14 protein-coding genes and 1 riboswitch are annotated in these 18,004 nt (G+C 41.0%); of the genes, 1 reads left to right on the forward strand and 13 read right to left on the reverse strand.

Annotated features, from left to right (window positions below; translation table 11 throughout):
* Nucleotides 1–258: 258 nt before the first annotated feature.
* The 8 genes from BRLA_RS13380 to BRLA_RS13415 form a co-directional block, all read right to left on the reverse strand.
* Nucleotides 259–891, reverse strand: coding sequence for an NUDIX hydrolase (locus BRLA_RS13380; RefSeq protein WP_003336093.1), 633 nt, complete (start codon nucleotides 889–891; stop codon nucleotides 259–261).
* The gene (locus BRLA_RS13385; RefSeq protein WP_003336092.1) at nucleotides 891–1,580 is read right to left on the reverse strand and encodes a metal-dependent hydrolase; all 690 of its coding nucleotides are present in this window, start codon (nucleotides 1,578–1,580) and stop codon (nucleotides 891–893) included. The genes BRLA_RS13380 and BRLA_RS13385 overlap by 1 nt, the downstream gene beginning before the upstream one ends.
* 130 nt (nucleotides 1,581–1,710) lie before the next feature.
* A complete protein-coding gene (locus BRLA_RS13390; protein ID WP_003336091.1) occupies nucleotides 1,711–3,555 on the reverse strand; it encodes an LTA synthase family protein in 1,845 nt (614 codons plus the stop codon).
* Between the two features lie 251 nt (nucleotides 3,556–3,806).
* Nucleotides 3,807–5,624, reverse strand: a complete 1,818-nt coding sequence (locus BRLA_RS13395; RefSeq protein WP_003336090.1) for a SpoIID/LytB domain-containing protein — start codon at nucleotides 5,622–5,624, stop codon at nucleotides 3,807–3,809.
* Between the two features lie 385 nt (nucleotides 5,625–6,009).
* Complete coding sequence (locus BRLA_RS13400) at nucleotides 6,010–6,213, reverse strand: hypothetical protein (protein WP_003340408.1); 204 nt, start codon at nucleotides 6,211–6,213, stop codon at nucleotides 6,010–6,012.
* Between the two features lie 182 nt (nucleotides 6,214–6,395).
* Nucleotides 6,396–7,370 (reverse strand): PfkB family carbohydrate kinase, encoded by a 975-nt coding sequence (locus tag BRLA_RS13405; RefSeq protein ID WP_003336088.1) that lies wholly within the window; start codon nucleotides 7,368–7,370, stop codon nucleotides 6,396–6,398.
* Between the two features lie 277 nt (nucleotides 7,371–7,647).
* The gene (locus tag BRLA_RS13410) at nucleotides 7,648–7,830 is read right to left on the reverse strand and encodes a hypothetical protein (RefSeq protein ID WP_003336086.1); all 183 of its coding nucleotides are present in this window, start codon (nucleotides 7,828–7,830) and stop codon (nucleotides 7,648–7,650) included.
* Between the two features lie 67 nt (nucleotides 7,831–7,897).
* Nucleotides 7,898–9,121 carry an alanyl-tRNA editing protein gene (locus BRLA_RS13415; protein WP_003336085.1) on the reverse strand — a complete coding sequence of 408 codons (1,224 nt, stop codon included), beginning with the start codon at nucleotides 9,119–9,121 and terminating at the stop codon, nucleotides 7,898–7,900.
* 498 nt (nucleotides 9,122–9,619) lie between these two features.
* Between BRLA_RS13415 and BRLA_RS13420 the strand changes: the two genes are divergently transcribed.
* The gene (locus BRLA_RS13420; RefSeq protein WP_003336084.1) at nucleotides 9,620–11,125 is read left to right on the forward strand and encodes a class I adenylate-forming enzyme family protein; all 1,506 of its coding nucleotides are present in this window, start codon (nucleotides 9,620–9,622) and stop codon (nucleotides 11,123–11,125) included.
* Nucleotides 11,126–11,882: 757 nt separating this feature from the next.
* Here BRLA_RS13420 and BRLA_RS13425 read toward each other — a convergent pair.
* The 5 genes from BRLA_RS13425 to BRLA_RS13445 all read right to left on the reverse strand — a co-directional run bounded on the left by BRLA_RS13425 (nucleotide 11,883) and on the right by BRLA_RS13445 (nucleotide 17,716).
* Entirely contained in the window at nucleotides 11,883–12,875 is a 993-nt protein-coding gene (locus BRLA_RS13425) for a C40 family peptidase (protein ID WP_003336082.1), read from the reverse strand.
* Nucleotides 12,872–13,963 carry a mandelate racemase/muconate lactonizing enzyme family protein gene (locus BRLA_RS13430; RefSeq protein WP_003336081.1) on the reverse strand — a complete coding sequence of 364 codons (1,092 nt, stop codon included), beginning with the start codon at nucleotides 13,961–13,963 and terminating at the stop codon, nucleotides 12,872–12,874. The genes BRLA_RS13425 and BRLA_RS13430 overlap by 4 nt, the downstream gene beginning before the upstream one ends.
* Nucleotides 13,964–14,065: 102 nt before the next feature.
* Nucleotides 14,066–15,067, reverse strand: coding sequence for an ABC transporter permease (locus BRLA_RS13435; protein ID WP_003336080.1), 1,002 nt, complete (start codon nucleotides 15,065–15,067; stop codon nucleotides 14,066–14,068).
* A gap of 1 nt (nucleotide 15,068) precedes the next feature.
* The gene (locus BRLA_RS13440) at nucleotides 15,069–16,562 is read right to left on the reverse strand and encodes a sugar ABC transporter ATP-binding protein (protein WP_003336078.1); all 1,494 of its coding nucleotides are present in this window, start codon (nucleotides 16,560–16,562) and stop codon (nucleotides 15,069–15,071) included.
* Nucleotides 16,563–16,642: 80 nt separating this feature from the next.
* On the reverse strand, nucleotides 16,643–17,716 hold the full coding sequence (locus BRLA_RS13445) for a sugar ABC transporter substrate-binding protein (RefSeq protein ID WP_003336077.1): 1,074 nt from the start codon (nucleotides 17,714–17,716) through the stop codon (nucleotides 16,643–16,645).
* Nucleotides 17,717–17,856: 140 nt separating this feature from the next.
* Nucleotides 17,857–17,967, reverse strand: a riboswitch (SAM riboswitch).
* Nucleotides 17,968–18,004: the final 37 nt, after the last annotated feature.

Here is an 18,004-nt window from a genome sequence, read left to right on the forward strand (position 1 = left end):
CCATGCATGTGCAGAAAAAAACGACGACCATCCAAAAGAGAGGTACCCTTACCCTTAAATAAGCAAAAAAAGGGAAAACTAGAACCATAAATTGATAACATACAAGCCATTTCTTACGCTACTGATTCATCTTATAATTATTTTTCTTACTTTTCTGACATAACAAACCAAAGTAGACATGGTATTATAGGACACTGTCCCCTTATACCATGTCTTCCTTGGTTTTCCACTCTGTTTCATTTGTCCTTATTGCGCAGATTACCTGCGAAAAAATTGTAAAAAATGCAGTAGAATTCGTGCAGTTAATCCCCAGATAATCCGGCCATCTGCTTCATAAAAATATTCAGGGAGCTTTCCATGTTTCCACTTATAATCTCGCCCATTGGCAATGAGATGATACGGGAAATCCTCCCCTGGCTCAAAGCGTAGATCAATGTCAAAGCGATCAGGTATCGTGTCCAAAAGCGTTCGTAACGAAACCGTAAAAACTTCTTCCACTTCATCTGGGTTAGGAGCTAGTTCAGAGATTTTCCTATGTATAAACCCAACATAAGGATAAATTAGTAAGCTTGAGGACAAGACTAAAATATCTAAATCTCCTGCATACATGATCTTATCAGGATCAAGCCCCAATTCTTCTGACGTTTCTCGTCTAGCTGCTTCCCATTCATTGTGATCGCTTTGCTCTATATGTCCACCTGGAAAACAAATTTCACCTGCCTGACTTCTTAACGTGGAAGCACGCTTCTCAAATAAAACAGACCACTCTCCATGTTCATCACGGATCAATGGAACAAGTACGGCTGTTCTACGTGATTCCTCCTGGCCTAAAATGCCACGCTGACGGGTGGATAGTTGGTTAACAACACTTTCTATCTGTTGGTCATTCATTATATCTCCCAGCTTTCTCCCGGCTGCATTACTTTGCCCTGTATGCCTTTTTTGGCTAACTCCTTAACAAAAGCATGTCCATCCTGTTTAATTGGCGGGAACGTATCAAAGTGAATTGGCACGACTGTTTTCGCTCTAGTCCATTCTGCGGCCAGTAAAGCATCTTCTGGTCCCATTGTAAAATGGTCACCTATTGGCAAGAAGGAAATATCTGGTTGATGTAGCTCACCAATTAGTTTCATATCGCCAAAAAGCCCTGTATCTCCTGCATGGTAAAGGGTTTTACCTCCCATTTGGATGATCAGTCCAGCAGGCATTCCTGTATAAATAATCTGTTGTTCATCATTAAATACAATGCCTGTACTGTGAAATGCTTGTGTCATTTTTACATAGCCGAATGGTAGCTGAACTTTTCCTCCAATGTTAAAACCCACCGTTTTAGCACCTTTCCAGTTCAGGTATTGGGCCAGTTCTACCATACAATAAATCGTAGCATCATTTTGTTTCGCAATCTGTACCGCATCACCAATATGATCACCATGTCCATGCGTTAACAAAATGTAGTCTACTTTTATATCTTCTGGCTTACTTGTTGTAATAGGGTTTCCTGTCAAGAATGGATCAATAATGATGGAATGCTGACCATGAGTTAATTGTACACAAGAGTGTCCATGAAATTGAATGCGCATTATAACCCTCTTTTCATCTGTGTAATATCCATTATTATACACGAAAAAAAGCAAGCCTGTCCTTATTTGTTCCGCATATATAGCAAAAAGAGCCGTTTTAAAAACGGCCCTTCAGAGTGCTAATCCTTGATTAATCTCTCATTGGTAATTGATTCACATAAGCATCAGATATAGACAGAAGCTCTAGAGTCTCTTCATACATTTTTCTGTACGGTTCCAGATCCACAACAGCTTCATGTGTCTTGATATTCGTAGCAGAACCGTCTTCCAGACTCTGACCAGGAATAAACAAGATGTCATCATTAATAAAGGAACCACTTGGCATATAGAAGCGTTCGCCCAGTACATTATGGGTCGTATTGAGCAAGTCTTGACCAAAATATGTCGTGTTTGAAAGATCAAGCCCAACTAAATTGGCGATAGTTGGCATAATATCGACTTGACCACCCATATTTTCCATCGTCTTGCCAGTCTCATTGCCTGGAACCTTAACAATCAGTGGAACCGTGAACGCATCCACTTTGTCGTAAGCATGTCCTGTCAGGCTCTCAATAATCGGTTTCCCATCTTTACCCTGATCATCTTGTGTAATGCCATAGTGATCACCATACAGAACAATAACTGTATTATCCCAGAGTCCATTTTGCTTCATTTTCGCAAATAAAGCTCCTAGCTGCTTATCTACGTAATGCTGGGCCTGCATGTAATTACCTACATTTGTCCCTTCCCAAGCTGGTGGTAGTGCTAGTGTATTCTTCTCTTGCGGAATAACAAAAGGGTGATGTCCCGACAAGGTAATGATCTGAGAATAGAACGGTCGGTTCTGCTTTTGATACTCCTCCAATACCCCTAAGGTTTTATTGAATAAAATTTCGTCAGATGGTCCAAGTCCAACAATATCGTCATATCCAAAGAAATCGGTATCATAATATTTATCAAAGCCCAGTCCTGGATACATTACATCTCGATTCCAAAAATCTACCTTATTTACGTGAAAGGTCATACTCGCATAGCCTTGTTCCTTTAACATTCGAGGCAAGCTTGGAATCTCTCTTTCTCCAAAAGAAACAGACATCGGTGAAGTTCCTACTGGATAAATTGAGGTGTTGCTAATAAATTCAGCATCCGAGGTGTTTCCTTGCCCCACCTGTTGGAAAAAGTGTGGGAAATAATAGCTTTCCTTAATCAAGGCATTAAGATTTGGCGTGATTTCAACACCGTTTATTTTTTTATGAAGCAAAAAGTTTTGGAAGGCCTCCATCTGAATAACCATCACGTTTTTGCCTTTTGCCGCTCCAAATAATTGCTTAGGCTGCTGTTTTTCACGTTCAGCCTTTAGTTCCTTAATACGTGCTATATATTCCTCATTCCACACTGGAACCTTCTGATCTTTCAAGAAGCTATTCACTTGAAAGGTAATTAAGCCTTGTTGCTGGGCTTTTTTTGTTTCGTTTTGAATGCCGGCTGTTCGCTCTGCTTTTACACCTTCAAAAGAGAACAGAACCACCACAGAACAAGCTGTCAAAATTAAACGCTTGACCAAAGTCATGTCCACCTGTGCTTGAACCGCATCTTGTTTTTTCTTTTTCACGGAGCGATACCAGAGTAAGAAAATAACTAGATCCAGATAAAGCACAAAATACTGTGGTTTAATTAATGTAAATACACTAGAAGAAACGTCCTTTACCTGTCCGATTTGCATGAATGCTTGGTAGGTCATGATTTTTCCATAGTAGGAATAATACACAACGATCGCAAGCATAAAGCTAGACAGTAAAAAGTTAGCAATCGTATACATCAGTGTTTTTCGCTTATAAAAAAGCAAGGTAAAGATTACGACGATTAGCAAAACAGAGCTTGTTTCAGCCCAAAGCAAGTGAAAAGGGTTGCGGTCATCGTAGATAAAAATTCTAAACCAAAAAAATTTAGATAGGAGTAACAGAGACGTTATCAGAGAATATTGTTTCCAATTCATTTTTTGTAAGCCTCTCTTTTAATCTATTATCGGCCGGTCTACCTAGTATGAGGCATTTCCGACCAAAATATCTTACCATAAACCTGCTAAAGTAGCACCTATCCTATAAAGAAATATGTTTGTCTGCGACGGAAGTTACTAAAGAGAATCTAATATTTCAAGCAATCAAGACTATAACAAAAGATGACCAAACGGCCATCTTTGTATGGTTAGGAATCATTTTACATAAGAGTTCAACAAAGTTTAACATTCTAAGATTGATATAAATTTACCAATTGGTGGTTAGGGTAGAAGGTTTGGAGAATTTGCTCCACAGGCAGCCCCAGCTTATCAAGTGTCGAGGCACCATATTGACTCATCCCCACGCCATGACCATTTCCGCCGCCATAAATGATGACATTTTGAAGATTGCCTTGCTCATTACGACTTACTTCAAAGGCAACAAAGCCGGATGGTAACAGGCTGTAGTTCTTCATTGCTAGTTTAGCGTCATAGTGAGAGGAATCACCCGCGGTTCGATGAAGAATGACATCTCCACCACCGGTATAGGTCTTAGAAGGACGGAGTAAATAACGTACATTGTAATCCTTCACTACCTTAAAGGTACCATTACTTCCTTCCAAAATAAGCTCCTGAATGTTTCCATTCTCACCACGTTTGCTCACATAAAGATTATATAGGTCACCTACACCGCTAGAAGGAATGGCTCCCTTCACGAAATTCCCATCGCCATTACTGATAAATACTCCATTTGGATCAGCGGCAGCACGAGCAGCTAGATTTTTATTAATCGTATTTTGTAGCTCCCCTTTCGATAACTCAACCTTCCAGCGGAAAAATGGAGATTGGGAATCTACGCTCACGATTGATAAATCTTTGACAAACGAAAGCATATCTTCCTCACTTGAAATGGCTACTGGCAAAAATCCTTGTTTCTTTTGAGATTCCATAACAAAGCTCTGTGGAATCAAATAGGGTACACCGCTTCCTGGAAATTGTTGTGTAATCGGATCAGGCCAAATTTCATGACGACCTGCCACCACTCCAGCAGATGATGAAAAGTAGCGTGCATCAACTAGCTCATCCCGATACTTCATGATGAGACCTGCTGTTGCCTCTACTGCTCTCGTCACTTTCGCATTTTCTAGAGTATTGTTGTAAACCTGGCTCATCGTACTATCATCTACATGAAAGCCTTTTGCCGCATAACGATTACTGTAGTAGTCGCTTAGTGCATATGTACGGGCTGCGATTGCCTGTGCTTTTAATGCTTCATCCCCGAAGGATGCTGGCATCTCGCTCGGTACGACTTGAAGCAAATATTGCTCAAGCGACAATTCATTGATGATAGATAGCTTACCGAAGGACACAGATGGTTTAACTTCCAGCACACCTCGATATTTAGGTGTTCCTTGTGCTCGCTTGAGACTTAGCACCTCAGTCAGTCCATCTTTATTATCAGCAGGTACTACATAAAGACGTTCCGACATAGAAACGAGCGTTTGATTATTAACACTAACAGTTAAACTGTTTCCTTGATTCGTAATGTTTACAACTTGATTAGGTGCAACCTCAAACTGCTGATTCGTTCTTTTATCAATAAGGTACAAGCCCTCCGCTGACTTTGCTTGGAACGTAGTGTGATCAAGTGAACCAAAGCCTGTATTGTACAATCCTATGCGCATCCGATCGGCACGTGTTTCTCCCTCTAGGACCAACATATTGACTTGATTTTGTCCATTTACATAAACTCTGACATTTTCCGCACCGACACGCACATCTGCCAAAGATTTTGGAACAAGCGAATCGCCAGATAATTGATAAACTTGTGCCTCGTTTGCTAACGTAAGGAACCCCGACCGTTCCAATTCAATTGTTTTCTTTGCCGTATCCTTCACCATAATTTTCTCGGTGAGATACGTTCCTTGATTCATTTGATCCATGGATCGGTATGCATCTTTGTTACTAGCCACAAGCACAGGGGCTTTTAGCTGGCTTGCCAAAGCACTCGGTGTGATGGCCGTTGACATGAGCACCACCAATGACAGGATCGAACTTGTTTTTTTCATGTTGTAGCTCCTTTCAGTTCCTATACAAGGCCTGTCCCCTTAAAAGGTCTTTATCAGGCAAGCATTTGCTACCCTTTGTGTTTTTTTGGATAACTTTCCCTTCTATGTTTAGACTCAAGACATGCCAAATAGTTTCACTTAATTTGAAAAAAAATATTTTAAAAATGCTCAAATCCATATGTAATGCGTATATATAATCAAAAATAAGTTCCTATTTTTTAGTATTACTAAACTTTTAAAAGATAAATTTCATTCATTTTTTTGGATTTTTTCTACATTAAATCTTTCCGCTGCTTTTTTACGATTATGTTACTCCTATATAAAAAGGGTTGAGGAACCAGCAACACTATGCTGAAGCCCAACCCTGCTAACATTAAATATAAAGCTAGCCACGCTCATTTTGGGAAGAAAGCGTACTGGCATATAGCGAAAATACTTCACGAATAAACACATCTTTTCCAAAAGGTAACTGAGGAAATAAAAAAATGAGCTGATCTACCTGGTTTTTTACACGATAAGGAATGGAGAAATCATCAAGTATTTTTTTAATTTGACCCCCATCCTCCCAGCTTACTTGATAACCAATCATTGCTTTTACCTGCCTCCTAGCGCTGTCCACGGCATCGCCTTTTTGCTAATCAGTATGCCTAATGGTTAGGAAGGAAATACGACAAATGGATTATATCGTAAATAATGCTCTTACCTAGTGACGAGCTATGAAAAAATGATGCTATAAAAAAAGAACTAACCACAAGGGTTAGTTCCTTATCCCTACGCCTGACCTACTAATTTATGCCGAAAAAGTAAGTCATGCATCTCTTGATTTTGTTCAATTTTCTCCATTAAGTCAGGGCAGATGCTTTCTGTTGACTCAATTGTCCATCCTGCTACTCTGGTACCGCATATAACCGCCTCTTGAAGAGTTAAACCAGTGGATAGCCCCATGACAATACCAGAGAAGTAAGCATCCCCAGCACCGCTGCAATCAACTAGATTCACAGGGAATACAGGCTGATGCCCTTTAGCTCCCGTCTTCTTGTCATAGAATACAGAGCCTTTCTCACCCAATGTAATAACCATTTGCTGTAATCCAGAATGCTTCATGTAGTCAGTAAGTACTGCTAATTGACCCGCAATTTCCATATTGGTAAAATCAATACCAAAAATTTTGTCCGCTTCATAATTATTACAAACAAAACAATCAAACTCATGTAGTAGCTCTGGATGCTCAAGCACGATTTCCATATTAGCTGGCAAACCATAGATTGGTTTGTTATGCTTTTTGGCTAAGCTCGTGATATGAGAAATGATCTCGTGATTTAAGTCCAACTCCGTAATAATATGTGAGGAGGCTTGAACAATCTCTTCTCCTCTATCCTTGATCAATTGTTCCATCTGTTTTAAATCTGGCATTTGAGAGATAGAGCCTTGTAATTCTCCAGTCTCATCCAAAATAACCATCCACATTCCCATTCCACCGTGCTTGGTATAATGAGAATAATCCGTACTTACATTTGCTGCTTTCAAACGATTCTCAACGTCTGGCCCCATACCGGTGGTCTCTAGTACCGATACAAAAGCGGTTGGACAGCCCGCTCTCCCAAGATTTTCAGCAATGTTACGTCCTACTCCGCCATGAACAAATTGGACATTCCCTAGATTCCGGTTTTTGGCCTCATATGCTTGAAACGGAAATCCTTTCACATCCATAAAAACTGTTCCTAGAACAGAGAGAAAAAGACTCATAATCACTAGACCCCTGTCTTTATATTGTTTTATGTCATTGATAACTAATCCATATGCCATTTACATTATTGTAATATTACCTTATTAGACAACATTCAACAATAGTTAAATGGAAAAACGGTTCGGCAATACCTGCTTATCGAAGAAAAACATGGTGCTACTGTATACAAATGAAATCTACGTTTGCCATACGCTTTACCTTCAAAAGTAAAAGAGCGAACAAGAAACATTCCGCGTTTCTCCATTCGCTCATGCCAAGCTTTAATTGTTAGAACTCCTATGAGCCGCCTGTTCTTCTACGTTGATTGTTAGGCTTCTTGTTGTTTTGCGTCTTTAGTACTTTAGTTGATTGATTTCCTTTTTGAAAATCCTTGTCACTTGCCTGTTGTTTTTTCTGAGCTAGTCGTTGTTTCATCGCTTCAGCTAGACTAATTTTTTTTGGAGCTTGTTCATCTGACATAAATTTACACCTTCTTCATCGAAAACTACTTTCTATTGTATAGCTTTTTATGAAAGCGTTCAATAACCTATTTTTCTAGCAAAATCTGCAATTCTTCTCGTGCATAGGTATGAATTTGATCTGGGTTATAAGTAGAAGCTGCACCACCTTGGGCAATCAATGCGTTCCCCCCACCCTTTCCTTCGACTCGTGGTAGAATACGCTTTACCCACGTGTTCATCTCAACATCTGCCTCTTTTCCACAAGCACAGACAAATTGCTGTTTCGTACCACCTGTGATCAAAAGAACAATGGCATTCGCTTCCTGCCCAGTTATAAGCTGTGCTATTTTTTGTAGCTCAGATAAGGGCCGCTCTTCATACCGTTGCGTAATCAACATTCTGTCAGCTAGTTGTTCTGCTTGACGAATCAGCATGTCCTTCTCATGGGAGAACAACGCTTCTTTTACTTGCAACAGCTCGTCAGCTAGTTCTTTTTGCTCCGTATGTAATCGTAAGAGGGCCTCCTGCAACCCAGCTTCATTTGTTTGTAGAAGACGGCTAACCTGTCTTAACAGGGCATGCTTATCATGCAATCGCTCTACTGTTCGTTTTCCTACTGTAAACTCTAAGCGAATATGCCCCTTATGCTTTTCCCACTGCAAAATAAGGATTGGTCCTACTTCACCAGTGCGATTAGGATGCGTCCCTCCACAAGGATTGTAGTCAAAGTCAGGAATAATCACTAAACGAATATCTTCTTCAACAGTAGGTTTTTTACGTAACGGATATTTCTCCAGCTCTTCCTCATGTACAAAACGTGCGATGATATCACGATTCTCAAACACGATCTGATTCGCATAGGCTTCCACTTCTTTTGCCATCTCTTCGGTTAATTCTTTTATATCCAAATCGATGGTACAGGTTTCTTGTCCTAAATGAAAGCCGATGGTAGAGGCACGATACTCCTCAGCAAAGGCTGCGGACAAAATATGTTGTCCTGCATGCTGCTGCATATGATCGAAGCGTCGATCCCAATCAATGCTCATCTGAATCTGTTTTTGGTCTGAATGGAGTGGGTTTTCTATTTGATGCCAGACCACGCCCTCTCTATCTTCTACATCTAGTACCTTATGCTGCCCTATGTATCCTGTATCGTGTGGCTGACCCCCACCTGTTGGATAAAAGATGGTTTGATCAAACGCAACCCAGTTTTTCTGAAATTCATCGGTGACTTGGTGTAAGACGGTGGCTGTACATTCCCGCCAATAAGGATTTTGATAGTAGAGTTTGGTTGTCGCTGAAATTAACATGCTACTCACACCTCCGCCTCTATTATAGAGGGAACCATGTAAAAAGAGCAAAAGAAGCACAATATTCGGATAGCAAATCTATGAAAATAGTTCACAGCGATCCAAACGCTGATAATCTTTCATTACAAACATCTTAGTTATGTAAACCTTTGTTGAGGCCTTTTCCATACGTAGTTACTTTATAACTAAAGCATAACGTCCAATAAATGCAAATCTCAGCATGACTCACCAGTGAAATGGAAATTTACACAATGAAAACAAAAGCAATCGGGAATTGTTGAACACGAAATACGAAAACGATCTCAAAAATCATTTATTTATAAAGTATTTTCAGTCCAAAAAGCAGCGACATAATCTGTACAAGTCCGCTTGTATAAGGTAAAATTATACATAATAGACAAACGTTTCAAATACAATTTGATACGTAAACAAAAGTAATCTATTTCAAAACTGTTCTTACATTACGGCAAAAAAATAACTTGGAAATGAGGTTATCTGATGAATACCTTACACACAATGTTAAAAATTCGTGCTGAAAAAACACCTGATTTGGAAGCTCTTGTTGGTGGGTCCACTCGCTATTCATTTCAAATGTATAACGAAAGAGTCAATCAATTGGCACATTATTTATTGGAAAACGGTATACAAAAAGGTGATCGGGTAGCCATCATGTGTAAAAACAATCACCCTTTTCCGACCATCATGATGGCAGCATTATGCATAGGAGCAATCGTTGTCCCCTTAAATCTTACCTACTCCTCTTATGAATTGGAAGGCATCCTCAATACATCTAAGCCGAAAATACTTTTCTATGACCAGGAATTTGCAAACGCACTTCCCAAAAATGATCTACTCCCCACTTCGATATTAATAGGCATAGGAATGGATACCTCAACAGCTTTTGAAGAAATCTTTAGTGGCAACTATCCTTCTTCGCCCCCTTCTGTAACCGTAAATGAAAACGATACAGCATTTTACTGCTTTACTTCAGGAACCACTGGCAATCCAAAAGCTTGCGAGCTCATCCATCGTACTTTCTCTGAATCATTTAATGAAATGCTTTCTTATCCCCATGCTCATCAAAATGAACGTTTTCTTGCCGTCCATCATCTCTACCATCTAAGTTCGATTAATAACATGCTATATAGTATCGTTGCTGGAAATACGCTGGTCTTTTTGCATGATTACGATCCCATAAAAATTTGGGAGATGATTGATCAAGAAAACATTACGATGATGATTGCTTTCCCTTATATTTTTACCTATATGCTACAAGAATTTAAAAAAAGCCAAAGAAAAACAACATCACTAAAAACTGTCAGCACAGGAGGCACAAAGGTTCCTTCTACCTTAATTAAGCACTATCACGAATTAGGAATTACAATGTCAGTCACTTATGGATGCACGGAAGCAATCGGAGTTAGCTTCTATACTCCTGAAATGGGGCTGGAAAAAACCGAATCTGCCGGAAAGCTCCTGCCAAAAGTTGTATGTAAAATTATCCATCCCCAAACAGGCGAGGAGTTGCCTATTGGAGAAGTTGGGGAGATTGTAGTGAAAAGCCCTTATGTATTTAAAGGCTATTGGAATAATCCTGAAGCCACTAATCAGGTGCTGAGAGAAGGCTGGCTACATACTGGTGATAGCGGTAAATTTGATGAGGATGGTTTTTTGTATATTATGGGTAGATATAAGGATGTTATTGTATCTGGTGGAAGAAATGTCTATCCCGATCAGGTAGAAGATGTCATCATGCAAATACCACAGGTTCTAGAAGCAGCAGTAGTCGCTGCTCCTGATGAAATGTTAGGTGAAATCCCACGCGCCTATATTGTGAAGGAAGTCGGAAGTAGCCTTTCGGAGGAAAACGTTATCGAATATTGTAAACAAAGACTCGCTCTTTATAAGATCCCTCAAATTAGATTCACTGATGCTCTACCGAAGAATAGCTTAGGAAAGGTGCTAAAACAAAGCTTACGAGAACGATCACTTGTCATGGAATAACAGATTTGTCGTTTACAAGCCAGTAGTCGTCTGCTTTGTTAAGAAGCTATTCCAGCGAAAAACAAACTGACTTTTATAACAATTCATCCACTTATAAGCGATATGAATACCTTTTTGTATATAAAAAACTTGGAAACATGGAGAGTCTTCTCTTCTTGTTCCAAGTTTTTGTTTCTTTATGAGAAGAATGAGCTTCTGTTAGTCGGCAAACGCTTTACTAAGTATCCATTTTACAAATGTAGATTTTCTTAAAGAAGAGATTTTCACCTTTTAGGGCAAACTAATGAACACATTGTTACAAAAATGTGTTAAAATTGTGTTATTCTTAAGAAAGACACAAAAATTTCACTTGTTTTCTTTCAAGATTTTTACTTTTAGAGGGAGGTTCCAACATGTTCACACTCCTAATTTGTATTATTATTGTAGCCATTGGAGGCGGTTTCTTTTTGTTGGGTCAAAAAAGAAGCTCGTAAAGCACACACCATCTACGCTTCACGATCTTCTTTTTGGGGAGTAGGATTTCTTTTTGAAGCTATTATGGATACTCATCAGGAATGTACAATTGGATCATTTTTTCATCCCACGAGACATTCCCCTAAACTACTGCTTTCTGAAGAGCAGTTTTTTGCTCTGCTCTTTTTTAATAAGCAATCAAATCGCCCGATATATTGGGAAAGCTTCTAGATTATAGCCACACAGCAAAAAGACAGCCACGTAAATACCACTATCTGGCGGCATAACGGACTGTCTATTCTTTTTATTTATCGTCGTGAATAAAAACAGGGCTTGTTAAATGCCAGTAGCGCCGAGCAATACATAGTTCCGGCTCGTATTCGGGATGTCCAGTAATTTCTAGCTCTTCTACACAACGTCCTGTCTTAGGAGCGTGAAGCATCCGTGTACCTCCCAGCGAGATGGCCACGTGATGAACAGCACCCTTCCCTTGTTCATAGGCAAAAAACAATAAGTCTCCTGGTTGTACCTTATCTAACGGTATCTCTTGCCCAAATGTAGCCTGATTGGAGGCATCTCGAGGAATTATTTTGCCAAATGCTTTATGCATGGAATAGGCAAACCCTGAACAATCATAGCCGAACGAAGAAGTCCCAGCCCACAGATAGGGCAGTCCAAGAAACTGCCTACCAGCGTGCACAATCAGCTCCCCTGAAACATCGCTCTTCTCGCCACGTGTACGGATAGACACATCTGCCTTTTGTAGCCACCGCTCCCCGATGGGGGTCTGTACCCGAACCCACATCTCTTCTTGTTCAACGACAGGCAATTCAGTTAGGTAGCTCAATTCAAGCTCAATTGCTTTAGAAGGAAGCTTAGCTTCCCCGGTAACGGGCCCTTCCTTTTCAACATACAAGCACGCCTTATTGACTTGTACGACGGCAATTAGCTCTTCCGGGGTGGAAATGGGCCAATTCACCAGAGCCAATTGGGCACGAGGCATCCAGCCTGGATAACCCTTCTTATTTTTTAGAGTAGGCTGGTCACTGACAAGGACTTTTACCCAATCCCCAGCCTCTTCCTCTACATGAACAATCGTTCCAAACAAAACCTGCGTCTGTGTCTTGTTTGCCTCACAAAGCTCCAGCCGTTCGTGATAGCCAAGAACACGCAACCACTCAGAGAGCTGTGCCGGATTTTGTAGGGCAGGCAGATCTAACTCGCGTGGTGATTCTGGAGACGTCCAAAGGGTTGCTACATTTACACTAACAACATACTGCTGTTCATATGTAATCATGTGTGTTCTACCTCCAGCACATCAGTTATACCTAGTCCGGGGGCATCTGTTAGCTTCATGCAACGCCCCTCATACACGACCCCACCTTTCACCGTATCATGCTGTAGCATTAATGGAGCATCGAAGTCAAAGCGAGTAATATTTTTCTTACTTGCGGCAAAATGAGCGGCTGCCGTGATACCCAAACGAGTCTCAATCATGCTCCCCACCATACATTCTACGCCACATAACTCTGCCAATTGATTAATTTGTTGAGCTTTATAGATTCCGCCTGCTTTCATTAATTTAATATTGATAAGATCAGCAGCGCGTGTGGTTAATACAGCATACGCGTCCTTGGGACTAAATACACTTTCATCAGCCATGATCGGTGTATCCACATGATCTGTTACCAGCTTTAGACCTTCAATATCATGTGCTTTAACTGGCTGTTCCACCAATTCTATAGCCAATCCCATCTCTTCCATCTTGCGTATCGAGCGAATCGCTTCCTTGACCCCCCAGCCCTGATTAGCATCCAGTCTAATTTTGACCTGATTGCCTACACGGTTGCGAATTTCCTGAATACGAAGGATATCATGTTCAATGTCATCTTTGCCTACCTTAATTTTTAGCGTATGAAATCCAGCCTGCAAATAGGAAACGGCGTCCTCTCCCATCTCTTGAGGGGAGTTCACACTAACCGTATAATCCGTCTCCATACTGTTTCGGAATCCTCCTAAAAACTGATACAACGGCATTTTGGCTTTTTGTGCTATTAAATCATATATAGCCATATCAACTGCTGCTTTTGCACTATAATTGCCTACCATACAGCTATGGAGCGTTTGAAAAATATCTTCATAGTTAGACAAAGATTTTCCGACTAATTGTGGCCGGATGACATGCAGGATAGCCCCCTCAATGCTATCAAGACTATCACCAGTGATCACCACAGTTGCTGGGGCTTCTCCAAATCCATGACATCCAGTATCGGTCGACACCTTTACAATAATCGATTCTGAAGTAATTACCGTTCTCAAGGCTGTTTTAAAAGGTTTAATCAGCGGCACAAATTGACGTCTGATTTCTATGTCAGTAATATTCATGAGGAACCTCCAGTTATTGGAATTATGGAATACTTCAGTAAATTACACGTTAAAATAATAAACGTAGTATACCAAAATTATCTGGGTTCGCCCATTCAAACCTTATCTAAAACGACGTCTCATCTGATAGTACGTTGCTGATAATGCAAAAATAAGTACAGTGCCCTTTACAATATCATGTGCATAGTAAGGCAAATTCAGCATGGTCAAAGCATTCAGGAGTACACCGATCAGTACAGCACCTACAAAGGTCCCTCCGACATTTGGTTTGCCAGCTCCTAACACAGAATAGCCAACAAATGCTGCCGCAACCGCATCCATTAACAAAGGGGCACCTCCATCTACCTGCCCAGTCCCGATACGTGCTGTCATTAGAACACCTGCCAAGCCACAAAAGAGTCCTGATAACAAATAAGCTAACACCCGATAGCGATCAACTGGAATTCCTGATAGACGAGCCGCTTCCTGATTGCCACCAACTGCATAGAGTAAGCGGCCAAAACGCGTATAATGCAGAAAAATATACACCAAGACAACAGCTACTAGCATGATAATCACTGAGATGGGAATGTTGGCTATCGTTCCTTGGCCAATTTTCAAAAAGGTTGGAGATATGACTCCTGGAGCTGTTGTCTGATCTGGCATGACCATGTTAGAAGTAATGGAATACCCCTTTGTATATACCAGATGAATTCCTTTCACAATGTAGAGAGCCGCTAAGGTAGCCAGCAAATCAGGAATCCTCACTTTTACTACCAGAAAAGCATTACATAATCCAATCAAACCTCCTATAACTATCGGTACCAAAACGGCTAACCACACGCTTTGTTCAAACCAGACCATGATAGAGGCTGACACGACAGAAGCTAGTGAGACGATTGATCCTACTGACATGTCAAAGCCATTGACAATAAGAGTAAACGTAACTCCAATAGCAACAAGCGTAACGATAGAAATGGACTGTAAAATACCAGTAATATTGTTAAACGTGAAAAAATACTCATTTACAATGCTAAACAAAACGATGATAATCGCAATAAAACCTAATGTTCCATATCGAAATAGAAGATGTAAAAGCTTATCTTTAGCTGTTCCTTGTACCATACTACTGTCCTCCGCTCGCGTAATACATGATGGTTTCCACTGTTGCTTGTGATCGGCTTAGTTCTTTAACGAAGGACCCGTCGTACATGACCAAAATGCGATCTGCAATCCCTACAAGCTCCTCGAACTCACAAGAAAGATACACAATTCCCTTTCCATTTTTGGCCAAATTGCCGATGATTCTATAGATTTCTGATTTCGCTCCTACGTCAACACCCTTCGTCGGCTCATCGAGAATAAAGATATCGGCTTCCGTCGCCAGCCATTTCCCAATCACTACTTTTTGTTGATTTCCTCCACTTAATGAGCCAATAGGCAACTGCGGGTTAGCTACTTTGATCTGTAATGCTTGAATCAGCCCTTTTACAGCTTCATTTACTAACAGCGAGCGCAAGAAACCGAATCGACTATAGTTATGAAGGGTAGTCATTGTTAAATTAACAGCTACGGATTCTTCTGCCATGATGCCTTCTCGCCTACGCTCCTCGGGAATCAAGGCAATCCCCTCATCAACAGCTACTTTTGGCGATGTACATTTCAGCTTTTTCCCTCTTTTGTACACTTCTCCTGAGGTCAGTGGGTCAGCTCCAAATAGAACCCGAGCTAATTCCGACTTTCCTGCCCCCACAAGACCCGCAATCCCTACAATTTCACCTTCATGAACCGTAAAGGAAAGGTTGCGTACTTGTGATCCAGCCACTACATTTTTACACGTAAGCAACCGCTCTCCTATTTTGACCTGCTCTTTGGGATATTCCTGAGACAATGCTTTTCCTAGCATACTGGTAATAACCTCATGCGGATTGGTCTCTTTTGCCTGCTTGCACAAGACTAGCTCGCCGTCTCGTAAAACCGTAATTCGATTACTAATCTTAAAGACCTCTGGCATTCTATGAGAGATAAATACGATTCCAATCCCCTGTGCCCGCAATTGTTTGATGATCTGGAACAACTGCACCGTTTCTGCTTGACTTAAAGGAGCAGTTGGTTCATCTAAAATAATAATCTTAGCCTTTTGAGCAATCGCCTTAGCTAAAAGCACCAACTGCTTTTCGGATAAAGTTAGTTCCTCGACCTTTTTTTGCACAGGTATATCGAGTCCTAGCCGCTTGAGTGCTTGGGCTGCTGTTTCCTCCAAGCTTCGCCAGTTAATAAAAGGAGATCGTCCCCTCTCTACAAAGCCCTCCAGCAGAATATTCTCTGCTACGCTTCCATATCCAATAAGTGCTGTATCCACTTCCTGATAGACACATTGGATACCATGCGCCTTGGCGTCCTGCGGCTCGGTCAGACTAACTTCTTTTCCATCTATGAAAATTTGGCCAGCATCTAATGCATAAGCACCTGTCATGATTTTCATCAATGTACTCTTGCCCGCCCCATTTGCCCCAAGCAAAGCATGAACTTCACCAGGTCTCACAGTAAAATCCACGCCGCGTAAAGCTGGGACAGAGCGAAATGCTTTTTTGATCCCCTTCATCTCTAATGCTGTCAACGTGCCTCTCCCCTTTTATGGGCGGATTTTACAAGGGGTCTGGCAACCTCTATGCCAAACCCCATTCACCGCTACCTTTCCTATTGACCCTGTGTACTCGTGCCCCATTCCTTCACGTACTTGTTCAAATCTGCCATTTTCACAGGCTCCTTAGGCAATTGTTCACGTGTGATTAGCACAGGATTTAAGCTTGCCTTATCTGGTACCTGCTCTCCCTTCAGCTTCTTAAATAAGTATCGTGCCTGTACCCGTCCAATATCAGAAGGGTCTACGGCTGCCGTGGCAATCCATGGTGAATTTTGGTCTTGGAGCATTTGCAAATCCTCATCGCTCATATCTATGCCGTATACCTTAATTTCATTGCGTCCAGCCTGCTGTATCGCGCGTGTCGCACCTTTAGCAAATTCATTCCAAGCAGTCCAAACTGCTGTGATATCTCCTTTGTTTGGATACTGCTTCAGAATCGCTTCCATTTGCGCTTGCGTATCAAGAGCCGTGTTAGCAGAAGCTGATCCGAATGCAGCAATTTCGTTAAAGCCTGGATTTTTGTCCATAAATGCCTTATAAGCGATTTGACGACGTTCCATTGGAGTAAAACCAGCTACCCATATCTTCACAATATTTCCTTTGCCACCTGTGTCTTGTGCCATTTTGTTTAGTGTTTGTTCAGCCAATTTGATATCATCTTGCTCTACTACTGTTACTCCCGGAATATCTAATCCTGTATCAAAAGCTACAATTGGAGTCTTTTGAGCCAAGGCCTTTTGAACACCTGGTGCTAAGCTATCTGCACGTCCATGATCCAGCAAAATGCCATCAAATTGTTGGGTAACAGCCGCGTCCACATGTGAAGCCATTTTGGCAAGGTCATTATCCCCGCTTAAAACTGTCAGTTCTCCTCCCAGCTTCTCTACCTCTTCCTTCACGCCTGCAATATATTGAGATGAAAACGAACCAATATTAAATTGCACCACCAGCGCAATTCGCTTTTTCTTAACTGTCGTAGGTTGATCCCCAGCAGTTTCACTACTTGATGCTGACACGTTATCGGCTTTTGATGTAGAAGTTACACCACAACCGCTTAGCACACTTCCTATTAAAAAGAATATTGCGAATAAATAGACGGAACCTTTGTTAATTAGACCTTTCATCATGTTTCTCCCCTTTTTCATTTATCTCTTTTTGTGAAAAAATGTACAATACTCATTGGTTCAGTCATAGCTGAGTACTACTCAATATAAAAAAGCCCCTTTTCCTAAGAAAAGAGGCTTGTGTATATGGAAACCCACTACGCCTCTTATCTCTCAGGTTTCCCTGCAGGAGGTAGCACCTTGATGTCTTGTCAAACAGACATTAGGTTGCCGGGCGTCATCGGGCCAGTCCCTCAGCCAACTCTTGATAAGAGAGTATTTTAAATTTTGTAACGTTTTTTCTTACAACAG

The sequence above is a fragment of the Brevibacillus laterosporus LMG 15441 genome (assembly GCF_000219535.2).
In the GTDB taxonomy this organism is placed as follows: domain Bacteria; phylum Bacillota; class Bacilli; order Brevibacillales; family Brevibacillaceae; genus Brevibacillus_B; species Brevibacillus_B halotolerans.

Bases quoted from the DNA above. Each gene is read 5' to 3' on its own strand.
- BRLA_RS13425 (WP_003336082.1), bottom strand. From the start codon at position 12,875: ATGATTACATATGAACAGCAGTATGTTGTTAGTGTAAATGTAGCAACC.
- BRLA_RS13420 (WP_003336084.1), top strand. From the start codon at position 9,620: ATGAATACCTTACACACAATGTTAAAAATTCGTGCTGAAAAAACACCT.
- BRLA_RS13400 (WP_003340408.1), bottom strand. From the start codon at position 6,213: ATGATTGGTTATCAAGTAAGCTGGGAGGATGGGGGTCAAATTAAAAAA.
- BRLA_RS13435 (WP_003336080.1), bottom strand. From the start codon at position 15,067: ATGGTACAAGGAACAGCTAAAGATAAGCTTTTACATCTTCTATTTCGA.
- BRLA_RS13395 (WP_003336090.1), bottom strand. From the start codon at position 5,624: ATGAAAAAAACAAGTTCGATCCTGTCATTGGTGGTGCTCATGTCAACG.
- BRLA_RS13405 (WP_003336088.1), bottom strand. From the start codon at position 7,370: ATGAGTCTTTTTCTCTCTGTTCTAGGAACAGTTTTTATGGATGTGAAA.
- BRLA_RS13390 (WP_003336091.1), bottom strand. From the start codon at position 3,555: ATGAATTGGAAACAATATTCTCTGATAACGTCTCTGTTACTCCTATCT.
- BRLA_RS13415 (WP_003336085.1), bottom strand. From the start codon at position 9,121: ATGTTAATTTCAGCGACAACCAAACTCTACTATCAAAATCCTTATTGG.
- BRLA_RS13430 (WP_003336081.1), bottom strand. From the start codon at position 13,963: ATGAATATTACTGACATAGAAATCAGACGTCAATTTGTGCCGCTGATT.
- BRLA_RS13410 (WP_003336086.1), bottom strand. From the start codon at position 7,830: ATGTCAGATGAACAAGCTCCAAAAAAAATTAGTCTAGCTGAAGCGATG.
- BRLA_RS13385 (WP_003336092.1), bottom strand. From the start codon at position 1,580: ATGCGCATTCAATTTCATGGACACTCTTGTGTACAATTAACTCATGGT.
- BRLA_RS13380 (WP_003336093.1), bottom strand. From the start codon at position 891: ATGAATGACCAACAGATAGAAAGTGTTGTTAACCAACTATCCACCCGT.
- BRLA_RS13445 (WP_003336077.1), bottom strand. From the start codon at position 17,716: ATGATGAAAGGTCTAATTAACAAAGGTTCCGTCTATTTATTCGCAATA.